Annotated in this window: 17 protein-coding genes; 11 read left to right on the top strand and 6 right to left on the bottom strand. The window is 55.0% G+C overall.

Annotated elements, in window-relative coordinates:
* Positions 1-52 precede the first annotated feature (52 nt).
* The 5 genes from RUDLU_RS0124875 to RUDLU_RS0124855 all read left to right on the top strand — a co-directional run bounded on the left by RUDLU_RS0124875 (position 53) and on the right by RUDLU_RS0124855 (position 5,083).
* Positions 53-1,279 (top strand): nitrous oxide reductase family maturation protein NosD, encoded by a 1,227-nt coding sequence (locus tag RUDLU_RS0124875; RefSeq protein ID WP_019991164.1) that lies wholly within the window; start codon positions 53-55, stop codon positions 1,277-1,279.
* Complete coding sequence (locus RUDLU_RS0124870; RefSeq protein ID WP_019991163.1) at positions 1,276-2,043, top strand: ABC transporter ATP-binding protein; 768 nt, start codon at positions 1,276-1,278, stop codon at positions 2,041-2,043. The genes RUDLU_RS0124875 and RUDLU_RS0124870 overlap by 4 nt, the downstream gene beginning before the upstream one ends.
* Positions 2,044-2,141: 98 nt before the next feature.
* Positions 2,142-2,909, top strand: coding sequence for an ABC transporter permease subunit (locus tag RUDLU_RS0124865; RefSeq protein WP_019991162.1), 768 nt, complete (start codon positions 2,142-2,144; stop codon positions 2,907-2,909).
* A gap of 339 nt (positions 2,910-3,248) precedes the next feature.
* A complete protein-coding gene (locus tag RUDLU_RS0124860; protein WP_019991161.1) occupies positions 3,249-4,046 on the top strand; it encodes a sulfite exporter TauE/SafE family protein in 798 nt (265 codons plus the stop codon).
* 68 nt (positions 4,047-4,114) lie between these two features.
* Positions 4,115-5,083, top strand: coding sequence for a DUF4886 domain-containing protein (locus RUDLU_RS0124855; RefSeq protein ID WP_019991160.1), 969 nt, complete (start codon positions 4,115-4,117; stop codon positions 5,081-5,083).
* Positions 5,084-5,118: 35 nt separating this feature from the next.
* Here the strand turns inward: RUDLU_RS0124855 and RUDLU_RS0124850 are convergent, their stop codons facing one another.
* On the bottom strand, positions 5,119-5,964 hold the full coding sequence (locus RUDLU_RS0124850; protein ID WP_245581719.1) for a DUF5694 domain-containing protein: 846 nt from the start codon (positions 5,962-5,964) through the stop codon (positions 5,119-5,121).
* Between the two features lie 589 nt (positions 5,965-6,553).
* On the opposite strand from RUDLU_RS0124850, the gene RUDLU_RS0124845 reads away from it, so the two are divergent.
* Positions 6,554-7,681, top strand: coding sequence for a fatty acid desaturase family protein (locus tag RUDLU_RS0124845; RefSeq protein ID WP_019991158.1), 1,128 nt, complete (start codon positions 6,554-6,556; stop codon positions 7,679-7,681).
* Positions 7,682-7,744: 63 nt separating this feature from the next.
* Here the strand turns inward: RUDLU_RS0124845 and RUDLU_RS0124840 are convergent, their stop codons facing one another.
* Positions 7,745-7,978, bottom strand: coding sequence for a hypothetical protein (locus RUDLU_RS0124840; RefSeq protein WP_019991157.1), 234 nt, complete (start codon positions 7,976-7,978; stop codon positions 7,745-7,747).
* Between the two features lie 705 nt (positions 7,979-8,683).
* On the opposite strand from RUDLU_RS0124840, the gene RUDLU_RS0124835 reads away from it, so the two are divergent.
* The 3 genes from RUDLU_RS0124835 to RUDLU_RS29855 are packed head-to-tail and all read left to right on the top strand — an operon-like array spanning position 8,684 to position 9,355.
* Entirely contained in the window at positions 8,684-8,896 is a 213-nt protein-coding gene (locus RUDLU_RS0124835) for a hypothetical protein (RefSeq protein WP_019991156.1), read from the top strand.
* A 13-nt stretch (positions 8,897-8,909) separates the two neighbouring features.
* A complete protein-coding gene (locus RUDLU_RS0124830; protein WP_019991155.1) occupies positions 8,910-9,149 on the top strand; it encodes a hypothetical protein in 240 nt (79 codons plus the stop codon).
* A 41-nt stretch (positions 9,150-9,190) separates the two neighbouring features.
* Positions 9,191-9,355: a hypothetical protein gene (locus RUDLU_RS29855; RefSeq protein ID WP_157580447.1), complete on the top strand. Its 165-nt coding sequence runs from the start codon at positions 9,191-9,193 to the stop codon at positions 9,353-9,355.
* 106 nt (positions 9,356-9,461) lie between these two features.
* Here RUDLU_RS29855 and RUDLU_RS0124825 read toward each other — a convergent pair whose 3' ends face one another.
* Positions 9,462-12,239 carry a TonB-dependent receptor gene (locus RUDLU_RS0124825; protein ID WP_019991154.1) on the bottom strand — a complete coding sequence of 926 codons (2,778 nt, stop codon included), beginning with the start codon at positions 12,237-12,239 and terminating at the stop codon, positions 9,462-9,464.
* 57 nt (positions 12,240-12,296) lie between these two features.
* Positions 12,297-13,085, bottom strand: coding sequence for a GLPGLI family protein (locus RUDLU_RS0124820; protein WP_019991153.1), 789 nt, complete (start codon positions 13,083-13,085; stop codon positions 12,297-12,299).
* Between the two features lie 121 nt (positions 13,086-13,206).
* On the opposite strand from RUDLU_RS0124820, the gene RUDLU_RS0124815 reads away from it, so the two are divergent.
* Together RUDLU_RS0124815 and RUDLU_RS0124810 are read left to right on the top strand one after the other, a co-directional pair.
* Positions 13,207-14,571, top strand: a complete 1,365-nt coding sequence (locus tag RUDLU_RS0124815) for a sensor histidine kinase (RefSeq protein ID WP_019991152.1) — start codon at positions 13,207-13,209, stop codon at positions 14,569-14,571.
* 64 nt (positions 14,572-14,635) lie between these two features.
* Complete coding sequence (locus tag RUDLU_RS0124810; RefSeq protein ID WP_019991151.1) at positions 14,636-15,319, top strand: response regulator transcription factor; 684 nt, start codon at positions 14,636-14,638, stop codon at positions 15,317-15,319.
* Between the two features lie 15 nt (positions 15,320-15,334).
* Here the strand turns inward: RUDLU_RS0124810 and RUDLU_RS28235 are convergent, their stop codons facing one another.
* On the bottom strand, positions 15,335-17,770 hold the full coding sequence (locus RUDLU_RS28235; protein WP_052316763.1) for a S9 family peptidase: 2,436 nt from the start codon (positions 17,768-17,770) through the stop codon (positions 15,335-15,337).
* Positions 17,771-17,775: 5 nt separating this feature from the next.
* The gene (locus tag RUDLU_RS0124800) at positions 17,776-18,486 is read right to left on the bottom strand and encodes a beta-barrel domain-containing protein (protein WP_019991149.1); all 711 of its coding nucleotides are present in this window, start codon (positions 18,484-18,486) and stop codon (positions 17,776-17,778) included.
* Positions 18,487-18,553 lie beyond the last annotated feature (67 nt).

Raw genomic sequence — 18,553 nt, 5'->3', positions numbered from 1 at the left:
GGCAATTTCTTGTGGGTTGGCCTGCTAATTTTTACGCATTACACATTACATCATGAAGCCGCTACGTTACCTACTGCTGTTGCTGTTTCCGCTGCTGGCATCGGCCCGGACGGTGGTAGTTGGCCCAAACGGGGCCATACGTACCATTCGGCAGGGCTTGGTCCAGGCGGCTCCGTTCGATACGGTGCTGATTCAGAGCGGGCTATACCGCGAAACGAACTTAGCCGTTGACAAGCCGCTGGTTATTTTGGGCCTGAATTTCCCGGTTGTCGACGGGCAGAAAAAAGGCGAGATTTTTACGGTTACGGCGGCCGATGTGACGATTCAGGGGCTCGAACTACGCAACGTCGGGCGGACAAGCACCATCGACTGGGCCGCCGTAAAAATTCTCTCGACCCGTCGCGTGCGGGTGGTGGGTAACCGAATCCGTAATGCCTATTTTGGGGTGTATATGTCGGCCTCGGACAACTGTCTGGTTCGGCAGAACGACATTGCCGGTAGCCCGCAGGAAGAGCAAACCACCGGCAACGCCATTCATGCCTGGAAATGCGATAGCCTGAGCATTCAGGACAACCACATTCGGGGGCACCGCGACGGCATTTATTTCGAGTTTGTGACCCACTCGACCATCCGTCGTAACTACAGCCACGGCAATATTCGCTACGGGTTGCACTTCATGTTTTCGCACGAAAACAGCTATTTCTACAACACCTTCCGCCAAAACGGCGCAGGGGTGGCCGTGATGTACACCCGCCAGGTGATTATGCGCCACAATACCTTTGACCAGAACTGGGGCAGCGCGGCTTACGGCCTGTTGCTGAAAGATATATCCGATAGTCAGATTGAGCAGAATACCTTCCGCAAGAACACCGTCGGTATCCATATGGAAGGCACGAGCCGGATCAACTGCCGCAACAATCGTCTGACCGAAAACGGCTGGGGGATGCGGATTCAGGCAAGTTGCAACGACAATGTGTTCAGTCAGAATACGTTCATCGCCAACACGTTCGACGTGGCAACCAACGGGACGACGGTGTTTAACACCTTCGACCGGAACTACTGGGACAAGTATGAGGGCTACGACCTGAACCGCGACGGCCGGGGCGATGTGCCCTACCACCCGGTTAGCCTGTATTCCATGATAATTGAGCAGATGCCGCACGGCGTGGTGCTCCTCCGCAGCTTTATTGTGACCCTCCTCGACCGGGCCGAAAAGGTAATTCCGAGCCTGACGCCCGAAGCCTTAGTGGATGCCAACCCTTTGATGAAACAACCATGATTAGCGTTACCAACCTCGAAAAATCGTACGGCCGGCTAAAGGTCCTGCAACCGCTTTCGGCAACCTTGACGGCCAGACAGGCCGTGTCGCTTATTGGTCCCAATGGATCGGGAAAAACCACATTTATCAAGTCGATTTTGGGGTTGGTGGTACCCGATGCCGGTGAAATCCGTTTTTTGGGCGAACCGATCCGTGACGGGTGGCAGTACCGGCGCGACATTGGCTACATGCCGCAGATTGGCCGATACCCCGACAACATGAAGATTCGGCAGGTGTTTGCGATGATGAAAGACTTGCGGAGTGGGGGACAACGGCAACGTGAACAACTGGACGAAGAGCTGATTCACGCCTTTGGGCTCCCCGCGCTTTTCGATAAAACGATGCGGTCGCTTTCGGGCGGAACGCGCCAAAAAGTGAGTGCCTGCCTGGCCTTTCTGTTCGACCCCAAAGTGCTTATTCTGGACGAACCCACCGCCGGGCTCGACCCTCTGGCCACGGAGATTCTGAAAGACAAAATCCTGCGGGAAAAAGCCAAAGGCAAGCTGATTCTGATTACGTCCCATATACTGAGCGACCTCGACGAACTAACTACCGACGTGATGTACTTGCAGGACGGTCAGTTACAGTTTTTCAAGCCGGTCGAATGGCTCAAAGACATCACCGGCGAAGTCAGGCTGGGTAAGGCAATTGCGAGAATCATGGCCAATGAGCAAAAGAGTGAAAGAGTGAAAGAGCGATTAAGCGAGAAACTGTCGAACGGTTGACCTTTGAGTTGCAGTGCGGCATTCACTCATTTCCGTCCGCGGCCCGCACTCTTTCACTCTTTCACTCTTTTACTCCTTCACTCATTCACTCTTTACCCATGAACAAGGTCATCAAATACGTCTGGCTCGACATCCTGCAAAACCGGATTGTGCTGGCTTATACGGTGTTTCTGCTGGTGGTTTCGGCCACCCTGTTTGGCATGGAAAGCAATGCCAGCAAAGGCCTGATGAGCCTGCTCAACATCGTACTGATGGTGGTGCCACTTATCAGCCTCATCTTTACAACCATCCACTTTTACAACTCCTACGAGTTTATCGAGCTGCTGCTTGCTCAGCCCATCAACCGAAGTAAGCTGCTCCTGAGCGAATTTGCGGGGGTGGCATCGTCGCTCGTAACGGCTTTTCTGGTGGGCGTTGGCGCACCGGTGCTGTACTACGCCCCCAGTGCTACAGGCGCTGCGCTGCTGGCTGCGGGTATCGCGCTTACGCTGGTGTTTGTGGCGCTGGCATTTCTGGCGTCGGTTTGCACCCGCGACAAAGCCAAGGGAATTGGACTGGCCCTGCTTATCTGGTTTTATTTTGGCCTGCTGTACGACGGTCTGGTACTCACTATCCTGTTTACCTTCAGCGACTACCCCCTTGAAAAGGCTATGCTGGTACTCACGACGCTTAACCCCGTCGATCTGGCCCGGATTTTCATTATGCTGCAAATGGATGTATCGGCCCTGATGGGCTACACAGGGGCTTTGTATCAGGAGTTTTTCGGGAGCATGACCGGGTCGTTGTACGCACTGGGTGTGATGCTCATCTGGGCGGTGGTGCCGGTATGGCTGGCCGTTCGGGTGTTTGCCAGGAAAGACCTGTAGGGTTGATTTTGCCGGTACAATGGGAAGGCTAATGTGGCATTTTATCCCACTTCGGCCCGGTCCTTCGTCAGCATGAAAAACTAACATTAACCTGAATTATAAATAACGTAGTTTGCGACTGTCTGATTTACAATTAGTTGCTGACGCACAGCCCTTCGACAGGCTCAGGGTGACGTATAAATAGCAACAGGTTAGCCAATTAGACTCAAGTTCTGAGTCGCCCTGAGCTTCTCAAAGAGCTGTTTATCCATTTTTTACGATAGGAAAAATGTAACTGTTCGTATTGACGAACTCGTACAAAAAAACCTTGGCCCGGCGTTATCGAAAACGCGATGAACCATGAATATTCTGGAAATTGCCGGCCTCTCGGCCTCGGTTTGTGTGGGCATTTCGCTCGGCCTGATTGGCGGAGGGGGCAGTATCCTGACCTTGCCTATTCTGGTGTATCTGCTGCATATTAACCCGGTCACCTCATCGGCTTACTCGCTTTTTGTGGTCGGAACCACCTCACTCGTGGGGGCTATAACCTACATGCGGCAGCGGCAGGTCGACTACCGGGTGGCGCTGGTCTTTTCGGTGCCTTCGTTTGTGGCGGTGTACACCTCGCGGCATTACCTGCTCCCAGCCATTCCCGAATCGCTCGGTGTTGTGGGGTCGCTCACGCTCACGCGTAATGGGGTCATCATGGTCCTGTTTAGCCTGCTCATGCTGGGGGCTGCTCTGTCGATGATTCGGGGTCAGGGTTGTGTGGGTACGCCCGCCCGGTCCGAAGGTCTAAAACTGCCCTTGATTGCGGCCGAGGGTGCTCTGGTTGGGTTGCTAACCGGACTGGTTGGGGCAGGAGGGGGCTTTCTGATTATCCCGGCACTCGTGTTGTTGGCGCGGTTGCCCATGAAAATAGCCGTGGGTACGTCGCTCCTCATCATCGCCGTGAAATCACTGATTGGCTTCACCGGCGACCTAAGTCATGTCGCCATCGACTGGTCATTTTTGCTCCGCTTTACCCTGCTTTCGGTCACGGGCATTTTCATAGGCTCGCACCTATCGCGGTATATATCGGGGGCTCGGCTCAAAAAATCGTTCGGCTATTTTGTGTTGTTGCTGGGCGTCTACATCCTCCTGCGCGAGGTTTCGTAGCGTTGAAACGCCGTGGATTGATGGGTAGGCAGTCAGCAGACCGACCTTATGAAACCAAAACCCACTTCATGAAGCCCATCCAACCCCTCGCCCGACCTGCTTCCGTATTTCTGTTATTGCTTTTTTTGCTGGGGGCTGCTCAAGCGCAACCATCTGCGGGCAAGGGCCAGACACCCCTGCGGCTGTTCATGATCGGCAACAGTTTTTCGCAAAACGCATCGCGCTATCTGCCACAACTAAGCAAAGAGGGCGGGCATCCGCTCATTATTGGGCGGGCCGAAATTGGCGGAAGTTCACTCCAACGGCACTGGACGCATGTGGAAGCTGCCGAGCGCGACCCGGCCGACCCCAATGGAAAACCATACGGCGGGAAGTCGCTGAAAATGCTGCTGTCTGAGGGCGTGTGGGATGTAATTACGATTCAGCAGGCATCCATACTATCGGGTGACCCTACCACGTATCGGCCCTACGCGCAGAAGCTGTACGACTACGTTCGGAAGTTACAGCCCAACGCAACGGTGGTGATCCATCAAACCTGGGCGTATCGGTCCGATTCTAATGATTTTAGCCGGATTGCCGAGGGCGATTCGGCCGACAATGCCGCGCAAATGTGGGAAAAATCAAGGGCTGCTTACCATGCCATTGCCGACGAGCTGAACCTGCCTATCATCCCTAACGGCGATGCCTTCTGGCGCATCGGTAGCCGCTCTAAATGGGCGTATCGTCGGGACTTGGCGTACGATTTTGCGCGGCCTCAAGCCCCGTCTTTGCCCAAACAAGACCACTCGCTGCATGTGGGCTACCGCTGGGACGGCGCCAAACTGTCGTTCGATTCGCACCACGCCAATGCGGCCGGCTGCTATTTGGGTGGGCTTGTCTGGTACGGATTTCTGTTCAACGAATCGCCCCGTAAACTGGCCTTTCGACCCGCCGAAGTTGATGAAGCGTTTGCCCGTCAACTCAAAAAAACGGCCTGGTCGACGGTGAAGAAAGAGCGACGCAAGGCCAGATCGCGTCCGGTTTGGCTCGGTGAGTAATAAGCCGTTGTGTTTGACGTGACTGCCGAACGGGCCTAAGGGCAGTACGAAAGCGGAGAAACCAGTTTGTAATGGGGGTTGGCCCGGTAAAGCTCCTGCAGCACGCCCACATGGGTTACGCCAAACATGAGCAGGAGCCGTTTTCCCTGATACTGCCGTTGATAGCGCAGCACATTACTGTAAATCTTCAGATTGCGGTTGTAAAACAGACTGATGTATTCGGCGCCGATGTAGCGTTTGTCCACGTTACGCACGTCGACCGTGTTTGTGGCGGTTTTGGAAAATTCACCATCCATAACAGCCGCAGGGAGGTTGTAAAACAGCCGATGGGTGAACATAATCAGATCGGGTTGGTTCAGCCGAGTGATATAGTCGTACAACGACACGCTGTCTTGTTGCACCCTTTTTTTCAAGGGCCGGGCCAAGCCCTGAAGCTGCTGTAAACCCTGCCTGAATATTTCGATGTTTTCGCCTTCGGCCAGCAACGATTGCGAGGTGGCTTCATAATGGTCAGCACAGTAGATCCGCTTGTGTTTCAGGCGTTTTGCCAAAACAAACCCGATCTGAAAGGTTTCTCCGCGTCCCTCTTCTATATCGGTAAGGGATAGTTTGCCCGTTACGTAGCCTTGATACAAACTGTCGATGCGGCCCTGCTCCTTCGGGTCTACCTCGACCAAAATCATATCGGGGGCATAGGTCTCCAGACAGTCGTTCAGCTTTGTAAGTTCAGCCTGTTTTTTGGGGCTATAGACGTCGGATTGGGGTTGTTTATTGTAGAGCTGATTGAGGTGATCGAAGCCCACAATCATTATCTGAGCAGACGGGCCCTCCTGCGCCAGGGCCACCAGAGTGCGGACAAAAAGAAGGAGAATGGCAAGCATAATCTTGCCGGGTGGGTGCGTCATTGTAGAGGCTGATGAGTGGTGTAAATATATGAACTGGTTTAGTGCGTTCACATAAGTGTAGTCAAAAAGATTGTCTTACTACATAATGCCATAGGTTAGGGAGACTTGCTGGCACGAAGTAACCTTATTTGGGATATAGGTGTAGCACTGCCCACAAGGTAGAGGCTATACAAAGTTGAAATGCGATACGGTAAAGCAACAAATGAACAATCTTTATCGACATCTAGCGTTCCACTAATACGGACAGTCTATTGATTTGTCGGTTAAACTCCACCTTACCTTGACTTCTGCGCAAAAGGTGGTAGCTTACAAGCTTGCTTCGTACATCTGCGGATTTTCGCGAGCCCAACTGGCGCGTTGAATATCCGACAACACAGCCCGGTGGCCCGTAAATGGGCACTCAGCTAACCCGTCCAATCATTGTTAAATCCGTTACCGGTCTATTCCTTCCGAAATTTCAATCTGCCCGCAGCGCCCTGAATCGACTATGGCTTTCGGCCAGTCGATAAGGCTTAGCGTGGGCTAACCACACCTGTTTATTAATGCGTTATTGAACCCCTATTGAATGTCAAACAACCTAAAGTTTACTGCGGCCCATTCGTCCACGTTTTATGCTACGCTGCGCAAGCGGGTCGATGCATATTTTGCCGGGCAGGGCATTTCAACCCACGCCAATGGCGCCATGTGGATTAAAGCCATTTTTTTCCTTTCGGGCTACGTGCTATTATACGGGCTCATCCTGTCAAATTGGTTTGGGCCGTGGGTAATGCTTGGGCTTAGCATCATTTTGGGCGTGTTTGCTGCCTGCATCGGCTTCAATGTTTCGCACGATGGGTTGCATGGCGCATTTTCGGCTCGGCCCTGGGTCAATCGGCTGATGGGCAACAGTTTTTATCTGCTGGGGGCCAATCCGTACGTCTGGAAACTGACCCATAACGTGGTGCATCATACGTACACCAATATTCCTGGGCACGACGAAGACATTGAGCTGGCACCCGGATTGGTGCGGCTCAACCCCGAAGATCCCCTGTTTTCTTGGCATCGGTTTCAGCATATTTACACCTTCCCGCTGTATGCACTGGCATCGCTCTCGTGGGTGGCCCGGAAAGACTACAAGAAATTTTATCAGAAGCAGATCGGGCAGCACAAAACCCCAACCCACCCCCGGCGCGAGCATATCAACCTGTTTGTGGGTAAAGGACTGTATTACATTGCGTTTCTGATTGTGCCGTGCCTCGTGCTCCCGCTGGCTTGGTGGCAGGTGCTACTGGGGTTTGTAGCCATGCATTTGGCCGAAGGGCTCGTGCTGGGGCTGGTGTTTCAGTTAGCGCACGTGGTGGAGGGAACGGCCTTTCCGTTGGCACATGGGTCGGGTACCATGCCCAATACGTGGGCCAGCCATCAGTTGCAGACCACGGCCAACTTTGCGCCCAATAGCCGGTTAGCGGCTTTCATTTGCGGAGGACTGAACCGCCAGGTTGAACATCATCTGTTCCCCAAAGTATGCCATATTCATTACCCGGTGCTGGCGTCCATCGTTCGGTCTACAGCGGCTGAATATGGCTTGCCGTATCTCGAAAATAAAAGTTTTGGGTCGGCTTTGTATTCGCACTACCGCATGTTGCACAAGCTGGGCCGCCCGCTCGAGGAGCCGGTTAAAGAGCCGGTCGGAATGTCGGTGGGGGCTTATTAAGCCAGTCGCCAGCGGCACCGGGAAATTTGATTCCGGTGCCGCTGGCGACTGGTTCTGTAGGTGCTACAAGCCGGTATTGGCAAGTCCCCAGATGTAGTATTCGAGGGTGTCGCCGGAGCCAGTTATATCGACCTGCAAATCTTTTCCTTGCCAGGTAATAGGGTCAACGCCGTTGATGGTGTTGTTGAGCATACAAATCTCGGGGCCTCCCCGGATCGCACTCAGAATATTGATCCGAACCTTGGGCGTGATAATATTCCCTTCAACCGTGAAGAGTTTGTCGAAGTTGATACGCATGTTGTTTTAGACAGTAGAAGTGAAAGAATAACCGCCATACCAGCGCAGGCAATACGAAGGGGGTAGGTCGGAATCCGGGAGAAATTAGCAGAAATACTGCCTGAGAAAGAGAAGAAGCTCGACCCCTACAAGTGCCGACAGGCGATAGGGGGTTTCAGATAGCTTGTCTGTTGCGATTGCGTCATAGAAACCGGTGGGCGGCTACAAAAAGCCAATCGGCAAACCCAAAGTCGGAACATTACAACCGACGGATACTAAGAGAACACCATTCGGGGCCGAATGATTACGTCGGCGCCCGTTTATTTAACGGACCTCGGTAGCGTTTGTACACCAAAAGAGTCTCGAATAAGTAATTAACGTGAATTAGGGAAAATGGCCGAAGCGTCTTTATGCGTCAGTAACTATCTAATTAGCAACGGTTCACAAAAGAGTTTGTCCATAGCTCACCTTAATTAAAGCGATTTGACGCCAAATGTGTTGTATAGTAAACCAACGCTCAATGGTTCAACAAGACCACCAAATTTAAAGTAGGCGTAAAGCGACTTCCTAAACCGCTTAAGCGCCGGGACAGCCTTCGATACCCAGCTACAGTCGGATTGAAGCCATAGCTTCAGTTCCACGTTTGCCCGCAAAGGCTAAAAAGGCCGAAAATAAGACAGCCCGGTAGCCGGATTACCAACGCAAATGGCCGCAGACACGTGTGTTATGAAAACGAACACGAATACTCTAATCATCGTCACCGCGTATAGTTCTATATCGCCCAAACCGTGCCGAAAAGCGTACCTCAACAGTAATGAAGAACTGGCCACGCAACGTTTCCTGCGGGAGTTTCCGGCCGCCCGCGATATGAGCGTGGAGGTAATTGGCTTTGAAGATGAGTTTACAATTCGCGCCAATGGAACCCTGGCGGCCTACTGATCCCCTTTACTCGATGACCATTATCTTCAACTACCTGTTTACCGCTACATCTAACGGATTTAAAACCCGACTGCCTGTACGGCTTCCCAACGGCACCCTGTTTCCCAAAGCAATGGAACTTTCGCCCCATGAACTACGGAGTGTGAATTTGGCCGAATGGGAAGGAAAACACCTTGACGTAACCATCCGGGAGGGCGTTTATTCGATTCACGGATTGGCCAATATGACCGAGACCACCGCACCTGTAGCCTAAAAAGCACGTAGGAAAAACCAACTGAAAAACACGTACAACCCATGAATATACACCGGAATATCTCGAATACGCTTGAAAATCTATCTATCCAAATCGTGCATTGGCTCGACATGTCGGAGCGACTGTTTCGCCCGGTTATTGGTCCAGATAAGCAACTGGGGTCGCTCAAATACACGCTTATTCCGGTTCCGGTAAGGCGTCGATAAGACCGAGGTGCCCGGCGCGACGAGGCTGGTTTTCCATTTGCCACAAGGGCCCGAACGCTTTATAAGCAAGCGTTCGGGCCCTTGTGCAATTGTACGCTCTACCGTTTTACCGCCCAAACGTACGCAGGTTGTACACAAAGCTCACGAGCAGATACCGGCGCAGAATTCGACTCTGTACATCATCAATGTAGGTGTCCGTCGTGTTGCGGACCAGGCTCCGGTTCTGGTTGAGCAGGTCGAACACCTGCACCCGAAATTCGCCCGTGTCACCCTTGAAAAAGTGCCGTGACAGGGCCGCGTTCCAAAGCACAAATTGCGCATTGTACCCCGCTGCCCGTCCGGTGGTGCCCGTGTACGTCAGGTCGGTGGTGAGGGCCAGCCGGAAGGGCAGCTTCCAGAAGAGGTCGGCGGTGGCGTGCTGCGACCAGAATGCCGCATTCTGATTCGGCAAGAGCGAGTACGAAGCCGTTTGGTAGGTCAGGTTGCCGCTAATGCCGTAGTCAAGCCGCTCGTTGTAGCTCGATTGCAGCCGCACACCCTGGCCAATACTCCGGTTGGTTGTTTCGTTGGGGGCGTCATTGATAAAACTCCGCGCCTGGCTCAACCCAAGATGGGTAGTAAACGTAAGCCCCAGTTTGGATGGTTGCAGGGTACGCCCGATTGCCACCGACCCGTAGGCCGACCAGAACCCCCCGGCGTTGACCGGCTGGCTTGTTTGTACACCCGCCGGGCTGATGGAGGTGGCCGTCGCAATCCGGTTGTTGCTTTGGTTTAGGCTTGCAAACGCCGAAAAACTCCGATTGGCGTAACGCGTGGCCGAGTTGTACACCAGCACGAGCGAATTATAAAACTCTGGGTTCAGTTGCGGATTACCGACCTGAATCTGGAGCGGGTTGGTATTGTCGACTACGGGTTGCAACTGCACCACCGAAGGGGCCGCGAGCCGGGTGCGGTATTGCAGGCGCAAGTTCCGATTGCCCGAGAAGGTGTAGCTAAACAGCGCATTGGGCAGGAGGTTGAAATACGACCGTTGCGTACTACTGTCTGCCGTCCGATTGTCGAGTTGTAACCGGGCTTGTTGCAGGTCGAGCCCAACAGCCCATTTGTAGCGCAGTCGCTGAGTCTGGAACGTTGCCCCCGCCCGGTGTGCGCCAAACGTGAGCCCCGCCTGATTGGTCAGGGGGATGTTTACCCGGTCGAAAAGGCCTGTAGCTTCGTTCTGGTCAGTAACCCGCCGGTTGACCCGGCTGCTATTGACCGAGTACCCGTACCGAAACTCTACTTTTTGTGTAAACGAAACCGGCTCCGTGTACGATAACGTAAACACATGCTGCCCGTTGTACGTAGCCTGGTCGGTTTGCTGGTTCAGCCGATTACCCACGGGGTTAGCGCCGGTGGAGTCGAAAAAGGTATTGACCGACCGGTTCAGGGCTTCGAGTTCGCCGTTGGTAATAGCCGAATTGAGGTTGGCCGACAGGGTGCGACCTTCGCGGCTGAATTTGCGCATGAGCAACAGGTTGTTGGTGCCATTGAACCCCGTTTCGGCTGATCCATAGGCGGTTTCGCCCGAGTTTACCGGCCGGTTGCCCGTTCCCAACGGCCCGACCAATACCGACCGGCTCGACAACCGGCTGGTGAAGTCGCCTGTTTGCCACGAGAGGCCCGGTGTCAGACGCAGACTGGTGAGCGAGTCGAGTTGCCAGTCGAGCCGTAGGTTGAACCGGTGGTTCAGTTGCCGGTTTAGAGCGTACTGGCTTGCGTCGGTGGTGAGCGGTTGTTCGGGCAGGATGCTCGTGCGCCGACTTTGCCTATCCGTCAGGGTGATGACCTGATTCAGAAAATAGCTCGTTGCCAGCTCGGCCCGGTGGCCGTGTTTGTTCCGTCGGCCGTCGCTGCGGTAATTAAATCCCCCAGCTCGTACCTCCATTATGTTGGCGGGCGATTGGTTCCCGGCTTCTCCGCCCCCTTCCATATTGCCGCCCGGCCCGCCCGCACCGGCTGAAAAATTCTGCTGGTTAAGGTTGTTTGCTTGGCCAATAAGCGAAATCTGTTTCCGGCGGCCGTAGCTGCTGGCGTTGAACCGGTTCAGATTCAGCCGGCCCGAATACCGGCTGGACTGCCCCTCGCGGGCGGTGCCTATCCCAAGTCCATTCTGCCCGAAATACCCCTTGCGTTTATCCGGTTTGAGGGTCAGGTTGAGGGTCCGCTCACGGTTTCCATCGTCGATCCCCGAAAACAGCGACTGGTCGGACGATTGATCGAACAGTTGTACCTTATCGACTATTTCGGCGGGCAGGTTGCGGGTGGCCATGCGGTGATCGTTCCCAAAAAAGGGTTTGCCATCCACCAATACCCGATTAACGGTTTGTCCGTTGGCTTTGATCGTACCGTCGCGACTTACCTCCACCCCCGGCAGTTTACGGAGCAACTCCTCGACCTGCGCGTTGGGCTGGGTTTTAAACGAACCCGCGTTGAATACCACCGTATCCTGCCGGATTGTAACGGGTGCGCTCTCCTGCCGAACCACCACTTCGCCAAGCTGTTGCCCCTGCTCCACCAGCCGCACTATCCCCACCTGAATCGAGGTCTCACTTGTTTTGATAGTAACCAGTTGAGAACCATTTCGGTAGCCCAGATAAGTGATCAAAATTCGGTAACTGCCCGGAACCACGTTGCGGAGTACAAACAGCCCGTCGTTATCCGAAATCGTCCCCGAAATGTAGCTCGAATCGCGGGCGGTCATCAGGGAAACGGACGCTTGCCCAAGGGGCCTGGCCGTGGCCGAATCGACCACCATGCCGGCCAGTTCCGACCGGGTGACGGTTCGTTGGGCTAACCCGCTCAGAGACAGTAAAAGGCAGAGGATGAACAATAACGGTTTCATGAAAGGGGGCAATTTGGAATAGATAAAGCCGGAAAGGGTAGGGCCGGGTGTGGTGGCTTACCCGCCAAAGCCCGGCCGGGCGTGCTTCTCCACAAAGTCTGATACGGCCTTTTGCCGCAACTCGAGCAGTTGCTCAGGCGTAACCGACTGGGCTTTTACGGCTGGTTTGGCAACGGTCGGGTCAGGGGCGGCCTTGCTGATTTTGGTGGCTTTGAACTGCTCTTTTTGGCCCTCGATAAGCAGCACAGCCCCTTTTTCGGGAGTGAGTTCGGGTACCGGCGAGTACGTGAGGGGCAGGTCTGTCGTGATCCAGACCGCGTAGGTTTCTTTCTTGTACGGCACCGTAGCTTTCCGGCAGGTGTACCCGCCAATTTTCCGGGTCTGGGTTGTTTGCTGCCAGCCCCCAGTGCGCGCAATGAGCGTTTCGGCCTGGTACGTTTTGGCCCCGGCCCCCTGCCCAACGGTGAGAATCGTCACTTTTTTGAGGCCATTCAGGTCAATGTACGTTTGCTCGGTAAAAGGCCGCCCCATCACCCGGCTTTGCCCGTCGGGGCCATTTACAGCCCGAAACTCCTCATCGTTGCGGGTTACTTTGGCCTGTGTTCCGTTAATCTTTACGCGTTGCTCGGTTATGCGGGCGTCCGGAATATCCTTAGGGAAATTAGGGTCGCCGGGTTTCATGAGCTCGCCGTTGTCGTCGAGAAATTTCAGGCTTGCCGGGTCAATTTTTTGTACACATTCGTACGTGATCTGCCCCGACCAACCCGGTCCCGTTTGGGCAAGTGCGGATTGTGAATAAAGGGCTGCTATGAGGCCACCAGCCAACAGGCAAAGGGTCGTTTTCATACTAAATAGGTGTTTGATTTGACTCCTCAAAGGTCTGGCGGAGTTTTGTAACGCACTGTTAGATAGTGTTAAACAGTGTTAACGCTCGTTAAAGCCCCCCCCAACCGATGTAGCTTTGTGTATGAACCGACGCATTCGTTCGATTTTGGGGTTGATGACCGTTTCGATTATTGGCATCTACGCATTTCAGGGGTATTGGCTCTGGAGCACGTATCAGATTTACCGTCAGCAGTTTAATCGCTCGGTGCAGGATGCGCTCACGTCGGTCCTGCAACAACGGCAGCTTTCAAAAGCCCACGGCCTGATTGATAGTCGAATGAGTCCCGGTGAGTTGCCCGTCGCGCGTGTACGGCCGCGCGATTCGGATGCCCCCGACACCCCACCCGTTCGGCAGGCAGACGACCGCGCCCGCCGAACCTCCAATCTGGTTCTGTTGCAGAAGCCGGGCGGGGGGCCAATCGATCTGGGTGAAATTTCGTATGCTTACTGGTATGAGCTGGAACAACGGGGGATCAGCGCCCGGTTTTTGCTCGACACAATCCGGGTAAATCCCGAAGGGTCGGCCAATAACATCGAGTTGTTTCAGTCCATGATTCGGTCGGATACCGATGATCTGCAACAGATAATTACCACGCTGCTGGTACGCGTAAACCCGGATGAGAACCGGTTTGCACGGGCTTCGTTTGGCACCCCGACGTTCTATCTGGTGCGCCGAATGGGTTGGCTATTAGGGATTTCGGTGGTTTTGTTGCTGCTCACAACGGGCTGTTTTCTGCTCATGCTCAGTACGATTCTGCGGCAGAAAAAATTGTCGGAAATCAAAAACGACTTCATCAACAACATGACGCACGAGCTCAAAACGCCCATTGCCACCGTGACAGCCGCCGTTGAAGCCCTGCAATATTTTGGGGCGTTGAACGACCCGGCCAAAACGAAAGCTTACCTGACTATTTCGCAGAATAACCTGCAACGCCTGTCTGATCTGGTCGAAAAAGTTCTGAACCTGGCTACCGAAGAAAAACACCAGCTCGACCTCCGCCCCGAGCCGGTCAATTTGCACGATGTGGTGAGTGAGCTGGTGGCTGGGCATCAGTTGAAAGCCCCCAAACCGGTTAGGTTTCAGGTGGATATACCAACGGACACCCTCGTTACGGTTGACCGGATTCACTTTTCCAATGCGCTAAATAACCTCATCGACAACGCCATCAACTACTCGCGCGAGGAGGTGACCGTTCAGTTGACGTTTGAGCGGGTGGGTACAGGCTGGCAGCTGACCGTAGCCGACAATGGAATCGGAATTGCCAAAACCTATCAGACCGCCATTTTTGACCGGTTTTTCCGCGTTCCAACGGGCGATTTGCACCCCGTTAAAGGCTTCGGGCTGGGGTTAGCGTATGTACGGCAGGTGATTGAGCGGCATGGCGCGACGATTGCGTTACGAAGCGAACTCGGCAAAGGCACGCAGTTTGCCATTACGTTCCCCTAATCAGGGGTGCATTCTGGTACTGACAACAAACCATCCCGTCACTTGAACCTAAACAAAACCCTGAATGGCAACCGTACTGCTAATTGAAGATGAACCGGCATTGGCCATGATTGTCAAAGACAGCCTGGAGGTGCGCGGTTTTACGGTGCGCTACGCGGCCGACGGTGAGGCCGGACTAAACCTCTTTTGGCAAGAGTGCCCCGATATTGTGGTGGCCGATGTCATGATGCCCAACCTCGATGGGTTCACAATGGCCGAGCGGATGCGCCAAACCGACCCCGATGTGCCCATTCTGTTTCTGACCGCCCGCTCACAAACCGCCGATGTGGTGCGAGGCTTTGAATTGGGCGGCAACGATTACCTCAAAAAGCCTTTCAGCTTAGATGAACTGATTGTGCGAATCAATGCTTTGCTTCGGCGGAGCGAAAGTTCCCGCAAAAATACCAGCTCACCCGATGCGGTGCCCATCGGTCGGTACCGGTTCGATGCCGCCAAGCAAAAGTTGAGGCTCGATGGGCGCGAGGTACAGCTGTCGCACCGGGAGGCCGAACTGCTCCGCAAACTGCACGAACACCAGAATCAGGTACTCGAACGCACCGCCGTATTGCTTGAACTTTGGGGCGACGATAGCTTTTTCAACGGCCGTAGCCTGGATGTGTTCATCACCAAACTTCGGCGGCACCTCCGCGACGATCCGGCTATTCAGATTGTCAACGTGCGGGGTGTTGGCTACAAGCTGATTGTCTGAAAAAGGCCCAAAACCCTATTTGTGCGCCACCTCGCGGGGCATGTACCGGTTGAGCCAATTGTCGATTTCGTAGCACAGATGCAGCAGCGATTCAGTGGCTACGTAGGCATGGCTTTCGTGTGGCAACGTCACAAACCGGGCCGTTTTGCCCAAACCCTGCAAAGCCGCAAAATACCGTTCACTCTGCATATAGTGGGTACCGGGGTTATTATCGGCCTGCCCGTGCACGAGCAAAAGCGGAGCCTTTACCCGGTCGGCGTACAGAAACGGCGAAAGCCGGTTGTAGAGCGCGGGGGCATCCCAGAGTGTTCGCTCCTCCGACTGAAATCCGAAGGGCGTTAGCGAGCGGTTGTACGCTCCACTCAGCGCGATGCCAGCTTTAAACAGATTGCTGTGCGTGAGTAGGTTAGCAACCATGAACGCCCCGTACGACTGCCCCATGACAGCCACCCGCGCCGTATCTACCTGCCCCGAATGGTGGGCGGCTTCGAGCGCCGAGCGGGCGTTGAGCAGCAACTGCTCCAGATACGTGTCGTTGGCTTGCCGACCCGAATCGGCCACGATCGGGAACGACACATTGGTCAGCACGGCGTAGCCGCGCAGCGCCCAAAGAGTGGGTAACTCGGAGTAGGCTTTAAATCGGTTTGAGGATTTGGCCGTTTGTCCCGCAAACTGTTTTTGCAGATACTCCGTCGGGTAAGCCCACAGCAGGGCGGGTAATCGCTTGCCTTTGTGCTCGCTCGAAACCCATAGGTCGGCGGACAGCGTAAGGCCGTCGGGTCGTTGGTACCGGAGCGGAATCCGTTCGAGGCTCGTAAAGTGCGGGTACGGGTTCGGGAAGTGGGTGAGCTGGTACTCGGTTTGGGTGGGCAGATGTCGGCACCAGTAATTCGTGGGCGTGTCGGGGGTTTCGCGGCTCACCAGCATCCATTGGGCATCCGAGTCAATCATGCCCTCTGAAGCTTCAAAAAAGTCGATTTGTGCGGTCCAGAGCGGCTTTCGGGCGCGCGTGTTCAAATTGACCAGTTCGGCAAAACTAACCTCTTCGCCCCGCTCAACCCGCGCGCCCGAAAACACAAGCTGATTGGTTCGGGTAAGGTCGAGGGCTAGTTTACCCTTGGCGTTTCGGGTCAGTTCGGGGTCGCCGGGGTTGGCCTGCCGGTCTTCGAGCGAGTAGGCAAAAAGGGTATCAATCCGATCAGGGGTATTGGGCCGCAACCGTCGCCAGATGCGTTGGCGGGTGGCCCACCACCGGTCGGCAAGTAGGGCTGTGGAGTCGTTGCCCCAATACACGCCCGCAATGCGGTAGGCCGAATGGGCAAGCTCGCGGGCCGGTTGGCTAAACGGGGCTACGTGGGTCATCAACCGGTCGCGGACAGGGGCTTTTTGTTTGGGGTCGCCCCCATCCTGAGCCTCTACCCAGCAGAGTGTAGCGGGTTGATCGCTTCGCCAGTCAATCTGGCGAGGGCCGGTTGCTACAGCATCGCGGGCGGGCGGAATCTGATCGGCAATGGGCAGGTTGGCAACTTCATTCACCAAGGCCCCCGTCGCCCGGTTCAGCACCACCGTTTTACTGGCAAACCGGCTGTAGGGCAGGATGTACGAAAACGGTTGCTGCACGCTTTTAACCAACACATACTGCGCATTGGGCGAAGCCGAAAACTGCGTAATCAGGGCGGGTTGCCCGCACGGCTGCGCGCGGCCGGTCAGGTCGACAACGGTCAACTGGCTTTGCAGATAATGAGCCAGTGTCTGCTCATCGGCGGGTGTGCGGAGCAGGTCCTGGTAAGTCCGGCCCGCTTTACGGCTTCCCTCGTTATGCTGCACGAGGGGGCCGCTTACGTCCACATCGGGCTGAGGCAGGGGCAATCGTCTGGCGGGTATCGTTTTCGCCAACAACCGCTCACTGTCCGAAAACCAGTCGAAACTGCTACCAGTAACGGCATTGACGGCCAGCTGACCCAGTTGCCGGGCCTGAGCCGTGCGTAAATCAGCGGTCCAGAGTTCGACTTTGGTGGGTGTATGACGCAAAAACGCGATGCGGTGCCCATCGGGCGACCAGCGGAGTTCACTCAGCCGGGCTCCATCGGGCAACCCCGTAATGGGGCGCGTAGCCGCCAGATTGGTTGCAGTCTGCCCGATGGGTAACTGCCCGGTGGCCAAGTGCACCATATACAATTGCCGACTGGGGCTGCTATTGCGCGGATTGATTCGCAAACCCGCAAGCCGGAGTTCGGGCTGGGCCATTTCGTGGATCGACGGGCTGGCTTCGTTTGTGATCAGCAGCGTCCGCCGGGAAATCGGGTGAAAGCGCAGCGTAGGGGCGGCCGTAGCGTTAATAACCCGCCCAATTTCGTCCGGGGGCAGCCGGTAGCCGGTTTCCTGGGCCAAAGCTGTCGCCGTACTGATGCTCAACAGCACCAGCATATTTGCTAAACGGGTCGCGTTCATGGGGCCTACGATTTACTGAAAAGTTGGGTTAACAAACGTCGTTGTTGGGTGATAATCTGAGCCGATCCCGACAGGACCGCTTCGTGAGGGGCCGTTCCACCGTGCTGAAAGCGTAGATCGGTCGGTAGCTTGATAGATACCCGGTAGTTGCCTTCTACGGGCAGGGGCGACACAGCAAAAACTTCGCCCTGAAGCGAGCCGTATTTCTGGGTGGGGTAGGCACTCAGTTGCAACGTGACGGGCATACCGGGCCGGATACTCCCCACATCGTCGCCGTCCACCTCAGCCGTGGCAACATATTGCCGGGTGGAGTCGTGCAGGGCAATCAGCGCTTCCCCGGCCGGGGCCACATCGCCTACCGAAAGGGGCCGGAGCCATTGCACCCGACCGCTGCGGGGCGCATTCACCGCCCGGATAGAGCCATCTTGCTGTTGAAACGTGTAGAGTGGCTGACCCACCCGCACCCATTCGCCCGACCTGACGGCGAGCTGAGTCAGGGTGCCGCTTTGCCCGGTTTTGATTAATTCGGGTGGGCGTTTGAGTTCCAGCCGGACACGGGCGTTGACAACGTCGGGGTAGGGGAAGAAAAACGCACCAATCAGCAACAAAACGAGTGTAGCCAACACAATGGTGCTGCCCCAGCGGGTGAGCCATTTCGGCACCGACCCCATTATTTCCTGAATCTCTTCACTGCGGATTTCGAGCTGAGCAGGCATAGGTTTTGGGGGTTTATGGTTTTGGGTTTTACGTTTCTTAGTACTTGACAAGAAGTACAAGGTTAAT

The organism is Rudanella lutea DSM 19387 (assembly GCF_000383955.1).
Taxonomy (GTDB): Bacteria; Bacteroidota; Bacteroidia; order Cytophagales; family Spirosomataceae; genus Rudanella; species Rudanella lutea.
This window is presented reverse-complemented; position numbering and strand designations above follow the sequence as displayed.